The sequence below is a fragment of the Maridesulfovibrio sp. genome, assembly GCF_963676065.1.
GTDB lineage: Bacteria > Desulfobacterota > Desulfovibrionia > Desulfovibrionales > Desulfovibrionaceae > Maridesulfovibrio.
Map to the genome: position 1 here is coordinate 3,903,589 of NZ_OY780933.1, position 14,566 is coordinate 3,918,154.

Genomic DNA, 14,566 nt, shown 5'->3' on the forward strand with positions numbered 1-14,566 from the left:
ATAAAACTATGCGATCCAGTCATCATCATCGGCGATGGGTGCGAAACCGCGACGCATGGTGTTTTCACAAACAAGGCGCGGGTCCATGAATTGAAGCAGGTAATCGGGACCACCGGACTTGGAGCCGACACCGGACATCTTGAATCCCCCGAAGGAGTGACGCTCTACCAGAGCACCTACACTTGGTTTGTTCAGATAAAGGTTACCGACCCGGAAGTCACGGGAAGCCTTTTCAAGATTTTTAGGACTTCTGGAATAGACAGCCCCGGTAAGCGCGAACTTTGTAGAATTGGCAATATCCAGCGCTTCATCAAAATTACCGGCCCGCATGATGGAAAGAACCGGTCCGAAAACCTCTTCCTGTGCGATGCGATGTTCCTTTTTGATGCCGTCCACAACTAGAAGCGGAGTGTAGCAACCGCCCTTCTCGAGGTATTCGGCAGGAGCCTCGTGCTTAATGACGATATTGCCTTCTTCCTCGGCAACTTTGCAATACTCAAGCACGTTTTTCTGGGCTGCCTTATCGACAACCGGCCCCATATAATTTGCAGGATCTTCGGCAGGTCCAAGCTTAATGGATGCTGCAGCTTCCTTGAGACGATGAATGAAACGGTCATAAATGGAATCAAGGACAATTACGCGGGAACAGGCCGAACACTTCTGCCCCTGAAAACCGAAGGCAGCGTAGAGAACACCGATTACGGCTTCATCAAGATCAGCATCGTCATCAATGATGATACCGTTCTTACCGCCCATTTCCGCGATAACTTTTTTGCACTGCTCCTGACCGGGCTGAACTTTGGCCGCACGTTCCTGAATACGCAGACCAACTTCCATTGAACCGGTGAAAGCGATTACAGAAACATCAGGATGATCAACAAGATGATCGCCCATTACCGAACCGCGTCCGGGGCAGTAGTTGAACACACCGTCAGGCAGACCGACGGCCTTGAACATATCCACTATGCCGTAGCCGACAACTGAGGATATTCCGGCAGGCTTGTAAACAACGGGACATCCGGCAACAATGGCTGCGGAGACCATGCCCAGACTGATTGCCAGCGGAAAGTTCCACGGTGCGATTACTGCGGCGACTCCCTTGCCCTGATAAAAATACTGGGAAAATTCACCCGGTGCATTACCCATACGCTTGGGAGTGCCGAGGCGAATCATCTCACGGGCATAATATTCCATGAAGTCAATGGCTTCTCCTACATCACCCTGAGCCTGATCCCATTGCTTACCGACTTCGAGGACCTGCATAGCGCAAAGTTCATAAATATGGTCCTTAAGATACTGGGAAGCTTTGAGCAGGTACTGAGCACGTTCTTTAGGATCGACATTACGCCAGTCCAGATAAGCTTCCTTGGCGGTAGCTACAGCTTTATCCACTTCAGCAGTTCCGGCCTGACATACTGAGCCGATAATTTCCGAAGGATCAGCTGGGTTGTAAGAATCAAGGGAATCGTCGGTAACAACGTCCTGCCCACCGATATAGAGGGGGTAGCGTTTTCCAAAATCCTGACGGATCTTAGCCATGGCTGCAGGAAAAGCATCGCGCTGTTCTTTTTCTGTGAAGTCAGCAGGCGGGAAATTATTGAAGCGGGCCAACGCACCTTCGGGAAGTTCTTTTTTCTTCTTAGGCGGTTTGGCTTCCAGTTCACGCTTAAGGGTAATTTCAGGATTCTCCAGCAAACGATAAATGTCTGCTTCATCTGCAAAGGTCTGTTTGAGGAAAGATTCGTTGGCAGTGTTTTCAAGCAAACGACGGACGAGATAAGCCATTCCCGGAATGAGATCGCCGTAAGGACAATAGAGACGGACACGCTTTGCTACATTACGCAGCCCCTTGCGAACAGGTTCCGCCATGCCGTAAAGGACCTGAAATTCATATTTTTCTTCGGGAACATTCAGCTCTCTGGCAGCTTCCATTACCGAGGAGATGGTTCTGATGTTATGAGATGCACAGGCAAAATGGCAGATGTCGTGATTCTCAAGAATCATCCGCGACACACGTTCATATGCCATGTCGGATTCAGGTTTGTGGGTCCATACAGGAACAGGCCAGTCGTTCTGCTTGGCCAGTACGGTTTCATAATCCCAGTAAGCACCCTTTACCAAACGGATTGATATGGGGAGATTTTCTTCGCGGGCCCAGCTCAGCATATCGGAGACATCATCGTCCACACTGCGCAGGTAGGCCTGAAAAACAATACCGAGATGCGGATAGTCAGGATATTTTTTCCTGAACCTTTTGTACATTTCAACGGTAGGCTCTTTATATTTAAGAGCTTCCATATCAATACACATGAAGCCGCCCATATCCATAATTTTCTTATAGACAGGCTCAATAGCATCCATCATTCCCTGCACGGTACCTTCAAGATCGACAGGCTTGGACTGGGAATAAAAAGCGGAAGGTTTTACTGCGACATTGATTTTAGGAGCATGTCCCCAATCAAGATCACCGGACGCATCAAGGGCATCCCATTTCTTGTATTCTTTTTCAACTGCATCGAGAACTTCTAGATAACCGTTGCGATAGGCGATCGCTTCCTCGTGAGAAACGGTTGCTTCGCCGAGAAGGTCGAGCACGAATGCAAAACCGTCCTTGCGCAGCTTACGGATACCCTTAACAGCTTCTTTTGACTTCTGACCGATGATAAACTGACGGGCCATTCCTTCAATGTTGGAACGAATGGTCTTGTTCAGCACCTTGGCAACAAGACCGCCGCCGAAACCGGTTTTGGTTGCACCCCATTTGAGAACATCGGGAATATTGCTGTCTTCACCGGCAAAATATTCTTCAATATGTCTGGAAAGAGACTCGGAAGTGTTCAGGTACGGCAGAACATCAACAAAACGGAACATCTGGACCTTGAAATCTTCATTTTTCATGGACCAGTCCATTACTTTACCTGTCCACCAACCCTTATTAAATATTGAAGGAGCTTCACCGGAGATGGAATCAAAAAACTGTTTCCCGCGTTCTATTACTTTGCTGTCCAGATTGGAGACTTCTGTATTCATACCTGACTCTCCTTGAGATTTTTAATGGTTCGCCGAAATCATATTTGCAGACCGACTAAAAATCACTCCAGCCCTGACTTAACAGGAAGCTACAGGCCCACTCTGCCGAGCCTGTTCACGGGATTTGCACAGTCTGTTATGATTCGTAATATTCTTCCTCTTCAAGAGGAATTGCCCGAGACTCCCTGATAGTGTTCAATACGATGGTGGAATTAGTATCCCTGACTGTTTCGATCCTTCCGATCTGCCCCAGCATAATGGCCAATCCGTCAGTATCTTCACAACGGACCTTAATGAGATAGCTGTCCCTTCCTGCGCAGTAATGCACTTCCAGCACTCCCGGAACCCGGGAAAGCTCTTCACCTGTGGAGGTGGCGCCGACGCCTTCATTAACGTTAACAAAGATGAAGGCGGTAAGGGAACGGCCAACAGCCTTGGGATCAACAATAGCCTCATATCCGGTAAGCACTCCCTTACGTTCCAACTTGCGGACACGCTCGAGAACTGCAGAAGGAGCCATACCGACCTTTCTTGCGATATCGGCATTGGAGACCCGGCCACTATTCTGAAGTATTGTCAGAATTTTACGATCAGTTTCGTCAATCTTTCTCTTACTCATTTGTTTTTTAGAATAAAATTCAATTTTAAAGGTTTTGTCAAGAAGAAATCACACATCAACAGAGCAATAAACACTAAAAGTTAAGCAAAACAACAATATAAACGAATTAATTTCTGTACACCCTATGCACACCAGAATTTACTACTGATTCTTACTAAATGTAAATGTACAATGCACAGCAACTTGATTAAAAAATCAATCAAAATTGTAATAATTCGACAAGCAAAAGAACATTTTTGTACATTATATACCGCCAAAACAACACCGAATGCTGAAAAAAACAGTCATACAATGCTGAAAACTAATAATACAGAGGTCTGATTTCGGAAAAGCAGAAAACTGCGAATAAGAGCCGGACGGAATTTGTGATTTCAAATGGGACTTGACGAATTAAGTTCGTATAATAGGCAATAAAGCAGAACAAAGCAACCCCTCCGAACAATATTCGAGTTCCCCAATTACACTTTGTTTTTTCACAGCATCCATCATTTAATAGTGCTTAAAATAGTAAATCCGCAATATCTTCAACGATAGGACCAGAAGAATAAAAGAATATTATTCATAAACCATCCACTAATTGACGGTTAACACCATATAATCGTAAGGGTCTATTTTAAAATCAGCATCAATAGATACAGAATAGGAATCAAACATGTCATCACCTGCTCTACTTTACCTCAAACTCATCGGATCAGTAGTCTTCTGGGGAGGAACCTGGGTCGCCGGAAGAATCCTCGCAGGACACCTGACCCCATATTCAGCAGCTTTTTTGCGCTTTTTCTTCGCTACTATATTCATGTACTTCCTCACTTGCCGAATTAACGGGCGTAAACCGAAATGCGAAAAAAAGGATATTCTCCCGCTGGCTTTTCTCAGCCTAACCGGAGTTTTCCTGTATAATATTCTTTTTTTCAGTGGATTGCAGACCGTTACTGCGGGCAGAGCAGCACTAATCATTGCCGCCACACCAACCTTTATCGCTCTTGGCTCGGCTTTTATTTTCAAGGAGAAATTCACAGCCTGGAAAATTGCCGGATTCATACTGGCACTGGCCGGAGTCAGTACCATTATCGGGCACGGCAACCCAATATCAATAATTACTGAAGGAGCCAGCCTGGGTGATCTCTGTATTATCGGCTGCGTGCTAAGCTGGGCTGCATATTCATTGGCCGGAAAACCGGTAATGAGAAGGATAAACCCGATCGAGACCGTTTTCTGGTCCTGCCTGTTCGGTACATTTATGCTTCTTGGACCCGCCCTCTACCACGGGTTAATGTCCGAAATAATCAGTGCATCTTTTATTGACTACAGCTGCATCATCTATCTGGCACTGCTTGGAACAAGCCTCGGATTCAGTTGGTATTTTGAAGCCATACAGGTGATAGGACCATCCAAGACAGGTATATTCATTAATCTTGTACCGGTCACCGCCGTAGCACTTGGGGCTATCATGCTAGGAGAACCTGTTGATCTTTTTCTCGTTACGGGCGGAGCTTTGACTATTTTTGGCGTCTGGCTGACCAACCGAAGCTAGACTTGAGCAAAAAAAAATGAAAGATTGCATTCTGCATCTCTCAACGTATCCTGCATTTCTGAAAAGCTTTTTGCAGCAGGACACGAGAAGCCTATAACATTTTTATTAACAAAAATATTTTATACAATTATCATAACGATTGGGAAAATTCACAGCGAATTGAGCAGTAGCACAAGCTTTTCCCTCTGAACGCCGGAGGCATTAAATATGTACGATACAGATGATTTATATAATGAAGAAGAGGACTATTCCGGTCCTAGCAGATCGCAGAAAAAACGTGAGATGACCGCGCTGCAGAAGCAGGCGGAAAAGCTGATGAATCTCGGTCCTGAGCTGGTTAAGAAATGCGGTTTGCCAGACTACTTCATCGATGAAGTACTGGATGCCATGACCATAACAGCTCACGAAGCGAAACGACGCAAAGTCCAGTACATCGGAAAACTCATGCGTGACATAGACTCGCAACCGCTTATAGATTTTCTTGAAGATATCGAAACAGGGAACAGAGCCGACAATTTAAAATTTCACGCCCTTGAGCAATGGCGCGACAGGCTCGTTGAAGGCGACTTTTCCGTACTCGATGAAATCATGGAAAAGTATCCGGAAGCAGACCGCCAAAGAATTTCCCAGCTGGCCCGCAATGCCAGAAAAGAAAAAGATAAATCCAAGCCTCCTAAATCCGCACGGGCTCTTTTTAAGATCCTGCGTGAACTATCTGAGTAAACAGGCTTGACTACATAAAATTCAATCTTATTTTACTTATGTTGTGAATTAATTCACAGTTCCGTTTCCAAGTAAACAATCAAGGAGAAACACCGTGACTTATACCTTTAGTGGTGTAGAATTAGAAGAAAGGACATGTCCACACTGCGGCGAAGAACTCAGCCCCTGGATCGCACCTCCGGAATCTGGCTGGGGTGTTATTGTTGTATGTAACAACAATAAATGTCCGCACTATGTAGGATCTGAATGCGATATCGCCAACAAACGTGATGATTCAAATCTCGGTTGCCGATATGCTGAGAACCCTGATAACAAGTACACCCCGTTCAACCTCCTTGCATGGACAAGATAATTTAAGACTGTAACTACAGCACCTTAAATCCCCGCAGGCTTAGGCTTGCGGGGATTTATTTTTTAGCTTGTTGACAAAATAAATAACAACTTCTATTGCAAGTTTCCCTATCTTGAAATCTATTGCCGCGAGGGTCGCAATGTCCTTTCTCCAATCTCCATACATCGCAGTTATTGCTTTGATCACAGCCGTGTTGCTCTGGTCCAGCTCATTTATTGCGCTGAAAATTTCCATGGCGGTTTATGATCCTACTTTCGTTATATTCGGAAGGATGATGCTGGCTTCGCTCTGTTTCATGTTTTTCATCCCGAAATTCAAGAAACAAACCTTTCGCAAGGGTGATTTCAAATGGCTTGTCTTCATGGCTTTTTGCGAACCGTGCATGTATTTCATATTTGAAAGTCAGGCCCTGACCATGACCTCTGCCTCACAGGCCGGTATGATCTGCGCCACCCTGCCCTTGCTCATGGCTGTCGCCGCACGATTCATACTTAAAGAGGACCTGACCCGCAGGACATTAATCGGGTTTGCGCTGGCTGTATGCGGTGGAATATGGCTGTCACTTTCTTCGGAATCCACGGAAAGTGCTCCCGATCCCATACTCGGTAATTTTTTTGAATTTCTAGCTATGTGCTGCGCTGTGGGCTACATGACCGTGCTGAAAAAAATGACTGCCCATTATCCTGTTCTTTTCCTGACCGCGCTGCAGGCCTTCATCGGGGCTATTTTTTATTTACCGCTTCTAGCCCTGCCCTCCACCAACCTCCCTACATTTTTCGATCCTCTGGCTGCGGGCAGCATCATTTATCTTGGAATATGCATCACCATCGGTGCTTACGGACTGTACAACTTCGGAATGTCTAAACTTCCGGCCAACCAGACCACCGCCTATGTCAATCTGATTCCGGTATTCACGCTTTTCTTCGGCTGGTCCATCCTTGATGAGACTTTCACCCCCACGCAATTTCTGGCCGCCGCGCTGGTCATGGGCGGTGTCATTTTAAGTCAGGACAAGAAAAGTGAATAATTTTTCATAATCTCCGTCGTGAATAATAAACCTTCCGACGGGCTCGACTGAATAAAAAAACGCAATATCTAGGCAGATATTGCGTTTTTTTCAGGGCAGTTTGTACTGTTTATATTTCTATAAAAACCGGTAGATCAGGCAGGTCAATACCATCCATCCGCGCTGCCTCTTCAAGTAAACGCGAAACAGCCTGCTCACCTTCATCACCTACATCCATGGAATAATCAGTCACAAATGTCTCAATGTGCTCGTTAATTACGGCATCGTCCATTTCCTGAGCATTTTTTTTAATGTAAGGCCATGCGGATTCCCTATCCACATGGGAAAGAGTCAGGGATTTACGGATAGCAGCATTAATCAGGGAAGCTGTTTCCGCTCCGAGAGAACGCTTTATTGCGATGGAACCGAGCGGGATCGGCAGGCCGGAAAAATCCTCCCACCATTGACCGAGATCAGCCAATCTAGAGAGTCCTAAGTCTGCATAGGTAAAACGTCCTTCATGTATTACCACCCCGGCATCCACTTCGCCGCTTTTGATGGCAGGCATCACCTGATCAAAAACCATCTCCACCAAATTGACTTTTATTCCGGCTTCACGACACATGAGACTGAAAAGCAGATTTGCAGTGGTATGACGCCCCGGTATGGCAATACGCTTGCCATCGAGGTCTGCAATGGTGCAAGGTGCTCCGGTAAGCAGCAAAGGTCCTACTCCGCGGCCCATCGCTCCCCCTGCACGCAAAAGGACATACTCATCCATTATGTGCGCGGCGGCATGGGCGGAAACCTTGCAGATATCCATCTTCCCGGAACGGGCCATGGAGTTGAGTTCTTCCACATCAGCTAGAGTAACATCCAGCTTGAAGGGATCGATGCTGACAGCCCCGCTGGCTAGGGCATGAAAAATAAAAGTATCATTCGGACAGGGCGAATAGCCCAATTTCAATATTTTGTTCATGGACAATGTTTTATATTTTTAAGAGCCTAAAATCCAGTGTTGACATGACTGGAAGCGACTTTTATTTACGGCTGAACAAAGGTGAATATAAATGATCTCAAAAAACTATTTCGATAAAGCCGGACTCGGCAGTATCCTCGACAAAGTGCTTGCCGGGGAACGTATTTCCACCGAGGACGGGATGACCCTCTTCAACTGTCCCGATCTTAATGCCCTCGGCGCACTGGCCTCTATTCGCAGAAGACAGCTGCATGGCAACAAGACATATTACGTAATCAACCGCCACATTAATTATACAAATATATGTGTGAACGGCTGCCTGTTCTGTGCCTATGCCCGCAAGCCCGAGGAAAAAGGTGCATTCAAACTTAGCCGGGAAGAGATTCTCGAGAAGCTGGAAAAAGCGCCCATACCCCCTCGCGAAGTTCATGTTGTCGGCGGATGCCATCATGATATTCCGCTTTCTTTTTTCGAGGAGACCTTCGTAGAAATAAAGAAACTTCTTCCGCAGGCATCCATAAAATCATTCACAGCAGTTGAAATAGCCCATTTTGCGACGTCCGAAGGGATCTCTACCGTTGAGGTTCTCAAACGACTTAAAGAAGCCGGAGCAGAGATGCTGACCGGAGGCGGAGCTGAAATTTTTAATCCCGATGTCCGTGCCAAAATCTGTCCGGGCAAACTTCCCGGTAAGGAATGGCTGCGCATTCATGGAGAAGCCCATGAACTGGGTTACTCGACTAACTGCACCATGCTCTACGGACATGTGGAATCTTTTGCAGACCGCGTCGATCATCTGGACCAATTGCGTCGCCAGCAGGACAAGACAGGTGGATTCAGCTGCCTTATTCCTCTGCCGTTCCTGACTGAGAACAGCAGGCTTAAAATCGACAATCCCCTCACCGGAGTCGATGAATTGCGCAATATCGCAGTCTGCCGCCTCATGCTCGATAACATCCCCCACATCAAATCATACTGGGTTATGCTTGGCGTCAAGCAGGCTCAAACCGCACTGCATTTCGGTGCTGACGACTTTGATGGCACTGTGGTTGAGGAAAAAATTGGACACATGGCCGGGGCAGAATCTGAGCAGGGCTTGAGCCGCACTGAATTAAAAGAAATGATTTCAGGATGCGGATTCACACCAGTTGAGCGTGACGCTGCTTTTAATGAGATCTAATGCCTGCTGAGGCAAAAAAGGTGTAATATGAATAAACTTACTCAAAGCCCTGATGAAGTTCTTGCCATAGGCGAAAAAGTCGAGGCCGGTGAACGAATTAATTTTGATGAAGCTTTCACCCTGCTGGAAAAGGCCGACCTCTTCGATCTAGCCAGCCTTGCACATTCTATAAGAATGAAAAAACACCCCGACCCGAATGTTACGTACGTAATCGACCGCAACATCAACTATTCAAATATTTGTGATTGCGGTTGCCGTTTCTGCGCATTTTATGTGGCTCCCGGGCAAGACGGCGGTTTCGTTATTAGTAAAGAAGAACTGGGCCAGAAAATTCAGGAAACAATTGATCTGGGCGGCACACAGATTTTAATGCAAGGCGGGCATCATCCTGATCTGCCGCTTTCCTTTTATGAGGATATGCTCCGCTTCATCAAAGATAATTATCCGGTCCACATTCACGCTTTCTCTCCACCGGAAGTAGTTTACTTCAGTAAATTGAACGGGATTTCCATTAAGGAAGTTCTGGAAAGACTAATCAATGCCGGCCTTGCCTCCATCCCCGGAGGTGGCGCTGAAATTCTGGTGGATGAAATCCGCAGTAAAATCGCACCCAATAAATGCAGCACCGCCAAATGGCTGGAAGTAATGGAAACTGCACACAATCTTGGTCTGCGTACGACTGCGACCATGATGTTCGGACATGTGGAAGAACCTGCTGACCGCATCAAGCATCTCTTTGCTGTACGTGAAGTGCAGGACCGTACAGGCGGATTCACCGCGTTTATCCCCTGGACCTTTCAGCCGGACAATACAAACATTCCTGATGCGCGCAAAATGACCAGTGTCGAATACCTGCGTATGCTCGCTGTCTCACGCATTGTTCTCGATAACATCGATAACGTACAGGTTTCGTGGGTAACTATGGGTCCTAAAATTTCGCAGTTAGCGCTTTTTTACGGTGGGAATGATTTTGGTTCCACAATGATTGAAGAAAATGTAGTGAAAGCGGCCGGAGTAAGTTTCAGACTCTCTGAAGCGCAAATACACAACCTGATTAAGAAAGCAGGATTTGTGCCCAAACAACGGCTTATGGATTACACTCTCGTGGAGCAAACAAATGGAGAATGTTAAAGTCGGACGAATTTCATACCTGAACGTCCTACCCATATATCACCCGCTGGAGACAGGATTAATCGAAAACAATTTTGAATTCGTCTATGGTCCTCCTGCTAAGCTGAACAAAATGATGTCTGAAGGATTGATGCATATCTCTTCAAACTCATGTATCGAATACCTGCGCCATTCAGAACAGTATCTGCTGCTGCCCGACCTTGCAATCGGCAGCCGGGGACCGGTACAATCTGTAATAATGATCAGCCGTAAACCACTGGAGCAACTCAAGGGCTGCAACGTACTGGTCAGTGCCCAGACACATACCTCGGCGGCTTTGCTAAAGATCCTGCTCAGTGAATACATTCCTCTCAATGCCAGCTATACGACAGGTAACGCCACCGAAATACTTGAAGCAGGAGAACTGCCTGAAGCAATCTTATGCATTGGTGATGAAGCCCTGAATCTGCGTAAGCACGAAGAATATCCCTACATCTTCGATCTGGGTGAAGAATGGATTAGATGGACAGGACTGCCCTTCATCTTCGGTATCTGGACCGTACGACGCGACTCAGCCCATCGGGAAGACGTTAAGCAGGCAATTCGCGATTTGATCCGTGCTAAAAAATGGGGACAGGCCAATATTGAACAGATATGTCAGATGACGGCAGACAAAACCATGCTTAATCTGGAAGAAAGCCGCTCATATTACGATGGACTGGTCTATGATCTTGGAAAAACAGAAATTGAAGGTCTCAAAGTCTTCGCCAAGTATCTGCTTAAAACTGAACAGATCTCGCACATTCCCGATTTGGAATTTATAGAGATTTAAAACCAATCTTCTCCCTTAATTAAAAAAGGCCGTAATATCATATGATATTACGGCCTTTACTTATGAGTCATACTTCTAGCGAAGCTGTATGTGAAATGCTTACACAGACTAGCCTGCGAGTTGCTTAACGTGCTCAATAAAATAACGTACGGCAGGAAAAAATTCACGACCTTGCAGATAAGCAAGATAAAAACTCCTCTCAAGGTTGAGAGGCAGATCCTGAATATGCACAAGCTCCCCAGTATCGATAAGTGACTGTGCGGCGAGTCTGGAAGTAACGCTTACGCCTAACCCGGCTCGTACACACTGCACAACAGCTTGTGTGGACTCCACCCAGACAGTAACGTTCAATTCACGTACGCTTGTGCCCATTTCCGCCAAACCTGCTTCAAGAGCTTTACGGGTACCGGAACCGCCTTCGCGCATAACCCAAGGCAATTCAGCAAGAAGCTGGATGTCATCAATACCATCGTAATTACGTACAAGTACAGGAGGGGCGACAATAACAAGCTCATCACGCATTATCGGCACAAATTCAATATTCGGAACATCCGCAGAAGCACCGACAACACCCAGGATAAGATCACCTGAACGAACTTTTTCTAGAATTTCAGTAGAATCACCTACCGATAAATGTACGCTTACGTCAGGATATTTTTTGCAATAATTATAAAGCAGATTCGGCAGCAGGTAATGAGAAGGAATGGTACTTCCACCGATTTCGAGATCACCTACAACTTTATCGCGCAAGACATTGATTTCATTATGAGCTTTGCCAATCAGGTTGTAGATATCCTTAGCATTGCGGAATAGGACCTCACCAGCCTGAGTGGGCATAATTGAACGCCCGAGGCGGTCAAAAAGATGAACTCCTAACTCTTCCTCAAGAGTTGAAATATGTGCGCTTATAGTAGGCTGGGAAAGAAACAATTCTTTACCGGCCTTGGAAAAACTCTTTAACTCGTAAACTTTGCAGAATGCTTCAAGACGACGTAAGTCCATATAATCTCTCGTATCGAAAATATCTATATCAAATTATAAAAAAAAGGGACGGAATAATCTTCCGCCCCTTTGGATAAGCATTTAAGATGCTTACTGAGCTTCCTCTACAGGAGCCTCAGTGGTTGCCGCAGCTTCTGGAGCAGAAGCGTCAGCACGTTTGGTCAGCTCGATCATGCACATGGGAGCGCAGTCACCCTTACGGGGCTCAGCGAGCTTGATGATGCGGGTGTAGCCACCACCGCCGCCTTCATAGCGGGGTCCGATCTCATCGAAGAGCTTCTTAACAAGACCGTGGTTCTCAAGAGTCTTATAAGCAAGACGTCTGGAGTGGAGGTCATTGCGAAGGGCAAGGGTGATCAGCTTTTCACAAGAGCTTCTCAGTTCTTTTGCCTTGGGCTCGGTGGTACGGATATGTTCATAGGTCAACAGAGAGCGAACCATATTTCTCAGCATGGCCTTCCTGTGGGAAGCACTTCTGTTGAACTTTCTTCCGGACTTTTTATGCCTCATTTTTCTCTTTCCTCTTCAGCCATTCCTGATGCTTTTTATCGAAATCCTCGAGGACCATACCGAACTTAAGTTCCATGCTGTCAAGAACACGACGAATTTCATCAAGTGACTTACGTCCAAAGTTCTTGGTTTTAAGCATAGTCTGTTCAGTGCGCTGCACAAGTTCACCAACAATGCGAATGTTGGCAGCCTTGAGGCAGTTAGTAGCACGAACGGACAGTTCGAGTTCGTCGATACTCTTGAACAGATTCGGGTTGAGATCGAGGTCGCTTTCTTTGGACTCTTCCTGCTCGGAACCCATTTCATCGAAATTGATGAATACGGAGAGCTGCTCCTTGAGGATTTTTGCACTGTAGGCAATTGCATCCTCAGGGGTGACGGAACCATCAGTGAAAACTTCGAGAATAAGCTTGTCATAGTTGGTCATCTGTCCGACACGAGCCTGTTCCACACTGTAAGCAACCTTACGAATGGGAGAAAAGCTGGAGTCGAGAACAATGTGACCAATTTCATTAACAAGACCTTCGTGCATATCAGCAGGAACAAAGCCCTTGCCCATGCGAATCTCAAAAGTCATTTCCAGATCCATCTTCTCGGAAAGAGTCGCGATAATCTGCTCAGGATTGAGGACTTTGACGTTCTGGTTTTCCTGAATATCAGCTGCGGTGACACCGCCCTGTTTGTTTACCCTGAGGGTAAGAAACTGGGGTTCATCTGTAGTCATTGCGAATCTGATCTGCTTGATGTTCAGAACGATCTCAGTCACATCTTCCATCACACCTTCTATAGTGGTGAATTCGTGCTGAACTCCTTCGATCTTTACAGCAACCGCGGCAGCTCCCTGCATTGAAGAGAGCAGAACTCTACGCAGAGAGTTCCCGATGGTTGTTCCAAATCCGCGCTCAAGGGGTTCACAAATGAACTTTCCGTAAAGCTCGTTAGACTTGGGGTCACGCACAAGCTGTTCCGGCTTAACCAGCTCGGCCCAGTTGCGGGTGTTGATGAGTTTGTCACCGTCTTGAATAAGCATGCACTAATCCTTCTTATTTGGAGTACAGCTCGACAATCAGCTGTTCGTTGATAGGGAACTGGATATCTTCCCTAGTCGGCATCGCTTTAACTTCACCTTTGAAATTAGCACCGTCAGCTTCAAGCCACTCAGGGCATCCGCGACGAGCAATAGCTTCCTGTGCTTCAGCAATTACGGGGATCTTACGGGATTCTTCACGAACCACGATAACATCGCCGGGCTTTACATGCATGGAAGGAACGTTAACACGTATTCCGTTTTTGGTGAAGATACCGTGTCTCACGAGCTGGCGAGCCTGATCGCGGGAGTTAGCGAATCCAAGACGGTAAACAGTGTTATCAAGGCGAGTCTCAAGAAGCATGAGCAAGTTAGCACCGGTTACACCTTTCATGCCGTCTGCGCGCTTGAAGTAGCTGCGGAACTGGCCTTCGAGGACACCGTACATACGACGCACTTTCTGCTTCTCACGAAGCTGAATAGCGTAGTCACTCATTTTCTTTCTCATGCGACCGGCAATACCGGGAGCATAAGGACGACGTTCATAAGAACACTTATCAGTAAAGCAGCGGTCGCCTTTGATGAAAAGCTTTTCGCCTTCACGGCGGCACAGTCTGCATTTTGCTTTTGTATATCTGGCCAAGGTTATTGCTCCTTCGAAA

General features: G+C 46.4%; 14 protein-coding genes. 7 read left to right on the forward strand and 7 right to left on the reverse strand.

Translation table 11 applies throughout. From position 1 onward, the window contains the following. Positions 1-6: 6 nt before the first annotated feature. Together ACKU35_RS17530 and ACKU35_RS17535 are read right to left on the reverse strand one after the other, a co-directional pair. Positions 7-3,030, reverse strand: coding sequence for a proline dehydrogenase family protein (locus ACKU35_RS17530; RefSeq protein ID WP_319761320.1), 3,024 nt, complete (start codon positions 3,028-3,030; stop codon positions 7-9). 136 nt (positions 3,031-3,166) lie between these two features. Beyond that, positions 3,167-3,649 carry an Lrp/AsnC family transcriptional regulator gene (locus ACKU35_RS17535; protein ID WP_319761322.1) on the reverse strand — a complete coding sequence of 161 codons (483 nt, stop codon included), beginning with the start codon at positions 3,647-3,649 and terminating at the stop codon, positions 3,167-3,169. A 652-nt stretch (positions 3,650-4,301) separates the two neighbouring features. Here ACKU35_RS17535 and ACKU35_RS17540 point away from each other — a divergent pair. The 4 genes from ACKU35_RS17540 to ACKU35_RS17555 all read left to right on the forward strand — a co-directional run bounded on the left by ACKU35_RS17540 (position 4,302) and on the right by ACKU35_RS17555 (position 7,285). Next, on the forward strand, positions 4,302-5,183 hold the full coding sequence (locus tag ACKU35_RS17540; protein WP_319761324.1) for a DMT family transporter: 882 nt from the start codon (positions 4,302-4,304) through the stop codon (positions 5,181-5,183). Positions 5,184-5,390: 207 nt separating this feature from the next. Next, positions 5,391-5,906 (forward strand): ribosome biogenesis factor YjgA, encoded by a 516-nt coding sequence (gene yjgA, locus ACKU35_RS17545; RefSeq protein ID WP_319761326.1) that lies wholly within the window; start codon positions 5,391-5,393, stop codon positions 5,904-5,906. Between the two features lie 94 nt (positions 5,907-6,000). Continuing rightward, positions 6,001-6,258 carry a hypothetical protein gene (locus ACKU35_RS17550; RefSeq protein WP_319761328.1) on the forward strand — a complete coding sequence of 86 codons (258 nt, stop codon included), beginning with the start codon at positions 6,001-6,003 and terminating at the stop codon, positions 6,256-6,258. A 139-nt stretch (positions 6,259-6,397) separates the two neighbouring features. Then, a complete protein-coding gene (locus tag ACKU35_RS17555) occupies positions 6,398-7,285 on the forward strand; it encodes a DMT family transporter (protein WP_319761330.1) in 888 nt (295 codons plus the stop codon). A 109-nt stretch (positions 7,286-7,394) separates the two neighbouring features. On the opposite strand, the gene ACKU35_RS17560 is transcribed toward ACKU35_RS17555, so the two are convergent. Further along, positions 7,395-8,243: a 1,4-dihydroxy-6-naphthoate synthase gene (locus ACKU35_RS17560; protein ID WP_319761332.1), complete on the reverse strand. Its 849-nt coding sequence runs from the start codon at positions 8,241-8,243 to the stop codon at positions 7,395-7,397. A 91-nt stretch (positions 8,244-8,334) separates the two neighbouring features. On the opposite strand from ACKU35_RS17560, the gene mqnE reads away from it, so the two are divergent. The 3 genes from mqnE to ACKU35_RS17575 are packed head-to-tail and all read left to right on the forward strand — an operon-like array spanning position 8,335 to position 11,365. Continuing rightward, complete coding sequence (gene mqnE, locus ACKU35_RS17565) at positions 8,335-9,423, forward strand: aminofutalosine synthase MqnE (RefSeq protein ID WP_319761334.1); 1,089 nt, start codon at positions 8,335-8,337, stop codon at positions 9,421-9,423. A gap of 27 nt (positions 9,424-9,450) precedes the next feature. Next, complete coding sequence (gene mqnC / locus ACKU35_RS17570; RefSeq protein WP_319761336.1) at positions 9,451-10,554, forward strand: cyclic dehypoxanthinyl futalosine synthase; 1,104 nt, start codon at positions 9,451-9,453, stop codon at positions 10,552-10,554. Next, positions 10,541-11,365, forward strand: a complete 825-nt coding sequence (locus ACKU35_RS17575; RefSeq protein ID WP_319761338.1) for a menaquinone biosynthesis protein — start codon at positions 10,541-10,543, stop codon at positions 11,363-11,365. The genes mqnC and ACKU35_RS17575 overlap by 14 nt, the downstream gene beginning before the upstream one ends. Positions 11,366-11,473: 108 nt before the next feature. Here the strand turns inward: ACKU35_RS17575 and ACKU35_RS17580 are convergent, their stop codons facing one another. The 4 genes from ACKU35_RS17580 to rpsD form a co-directional block, all read right to left on the reverse strand. Beyond that, the gene (locus ACKU35_RS17580) at positions 11,474-12,367 is read right to left on the reverse strand and encodes a selenium metabolism-associated LysR family transcriptional regulator (protein ID WP_319761340.1); all 894 of its coding nucleotides are present in this window, start codon (positions 12,365-12,367) and stop codon (positions 11,474-11,476) included. Between the two features lie 90 nt (positions 12,368-12,457). Next, a complete protein-coding gene (rplQ, locus tag ACKU35_RS17585) occupies positions 12,458-12,877 on the reverse strand; it encodes a 50S ribosomal protein L17 (protein ID WP_319761342.1) in 420 nt (139 codons plus the stop codon). Continuing rightward, positions 12,867-13,907: a DNA-directed RNA polymerase subunit alpha gene (locus tag ACKU35_RS17590; RefSeq protein WP_319761344.1), complete on the reverse strand. Its 1,041-nt coding sequence runs from the start codon at positions 13,905-13,907 to the stop codon at positions 12,867-12,869. The genes rplQ and ACKU35_RS17590 overlap by 11 nt, the downstream gene beginning before the upstream one ends. Before the next feature lie 13 nt (positions 13,908-13,920). Beyond that, complete coding sequence (gene rpsD / locus ACKU35_RS17595) at positions 13,921-14,547, reverse strand: 30S ribosomal protein S4 (protein WP_319761346.1); 627 nt, start codon at positions 14,545-14,547, stop codon at positions 13,921-13,923. Positions 14,548-14,566 lie beyond the last annotated feature (19 nt).

Excerpts from the sequence above, each read along its gene's own strand:
- ACKU35_RS17530 (WP_319761320.1), bottom strand. The coding sequence starts at position 3,030 with ATGAATACAGAAGTCTCCAATCTGGACAGCAAAGTAATAGAACGCGGG.
- ACKU35_RS17535 (WP_319761322.1), bottom strand. The coding sequence starts at position 3,649 with ATGAGTAAGAGAAAGATTGACGAAACTGATCGTAAAATTCTGACAATA.
- ACKU35_RS17540 (WP_319761324.1), top strand. The coding sequence starts at position 4,302 with ATGTCATCACCTGCTCTACTTTACCTCAAACTCATCGGATCAGTAGTC.
- yjgA (WP_319761326.1), top strand. The coding sequence starts at position 5,391 with ATGTACGATACAGATGATTTATATAATGAAGAAGAGGACTATTCCGGT.
- ACKU35_RS17555 (WP_319761330.1), top strand. The coding sequence starts at position 6,398 with ATGTCCTTTCTCCAATCTCCATACATCGCAGTTATTGCTTTGATCACA.
- ACKU35_RS17560 (WP_319761332.1), bottom strand. The coding sequence starts at position 8,243 with ATGAACAAAATATTGAAATTGGGCTATTCGCCCTGTCCGAATGATACT.
- mqnE (WP_319761334.1), top strand. The coding sequence starts at position 8,335 with ATGATCTCAAAAAACTATTTCGATAAAGCCGGACTCGGCAGTATCCTC.
- mqnC (WP_319761336.1), top strand. The coding sequence starts at position 9,451 with ATGAATAAACTTACTCAAAGCCCTGATGAAGTTCTTGCCATAGGCGAA.
- ACKU35_RS17575 (WP_319761338.1), top strand. The coding sequence starts at position 10,541 with ATGGAGAATGTTAAAGTCGGACGAATTTCATACCTGAACGTCCTACCC.
- ACKU35_RS17580 (WP_319761340.1), bottom strand. The coding sequence starts at position 12,367 with ATGGACTTACGTCGTCTTGAAGCATTCTGCAAAGTTTACGAGTTAAAG.
- rplQ (WP_319761342.1), bottom strand. The coding sequence starts at position 12,877 with ATGAGGCATAAAAAGTCCGGAAGAAAGTTCAACAGAAGTGCTTCCCAC.
- ACKU35_RS17590 (WP_319761344.1), bottom strand. The coding sequence starts at position 13,907 with ATGCTTATTCAAGACGGTGACAAACTCATCAACACCCGCAACTGGGCC.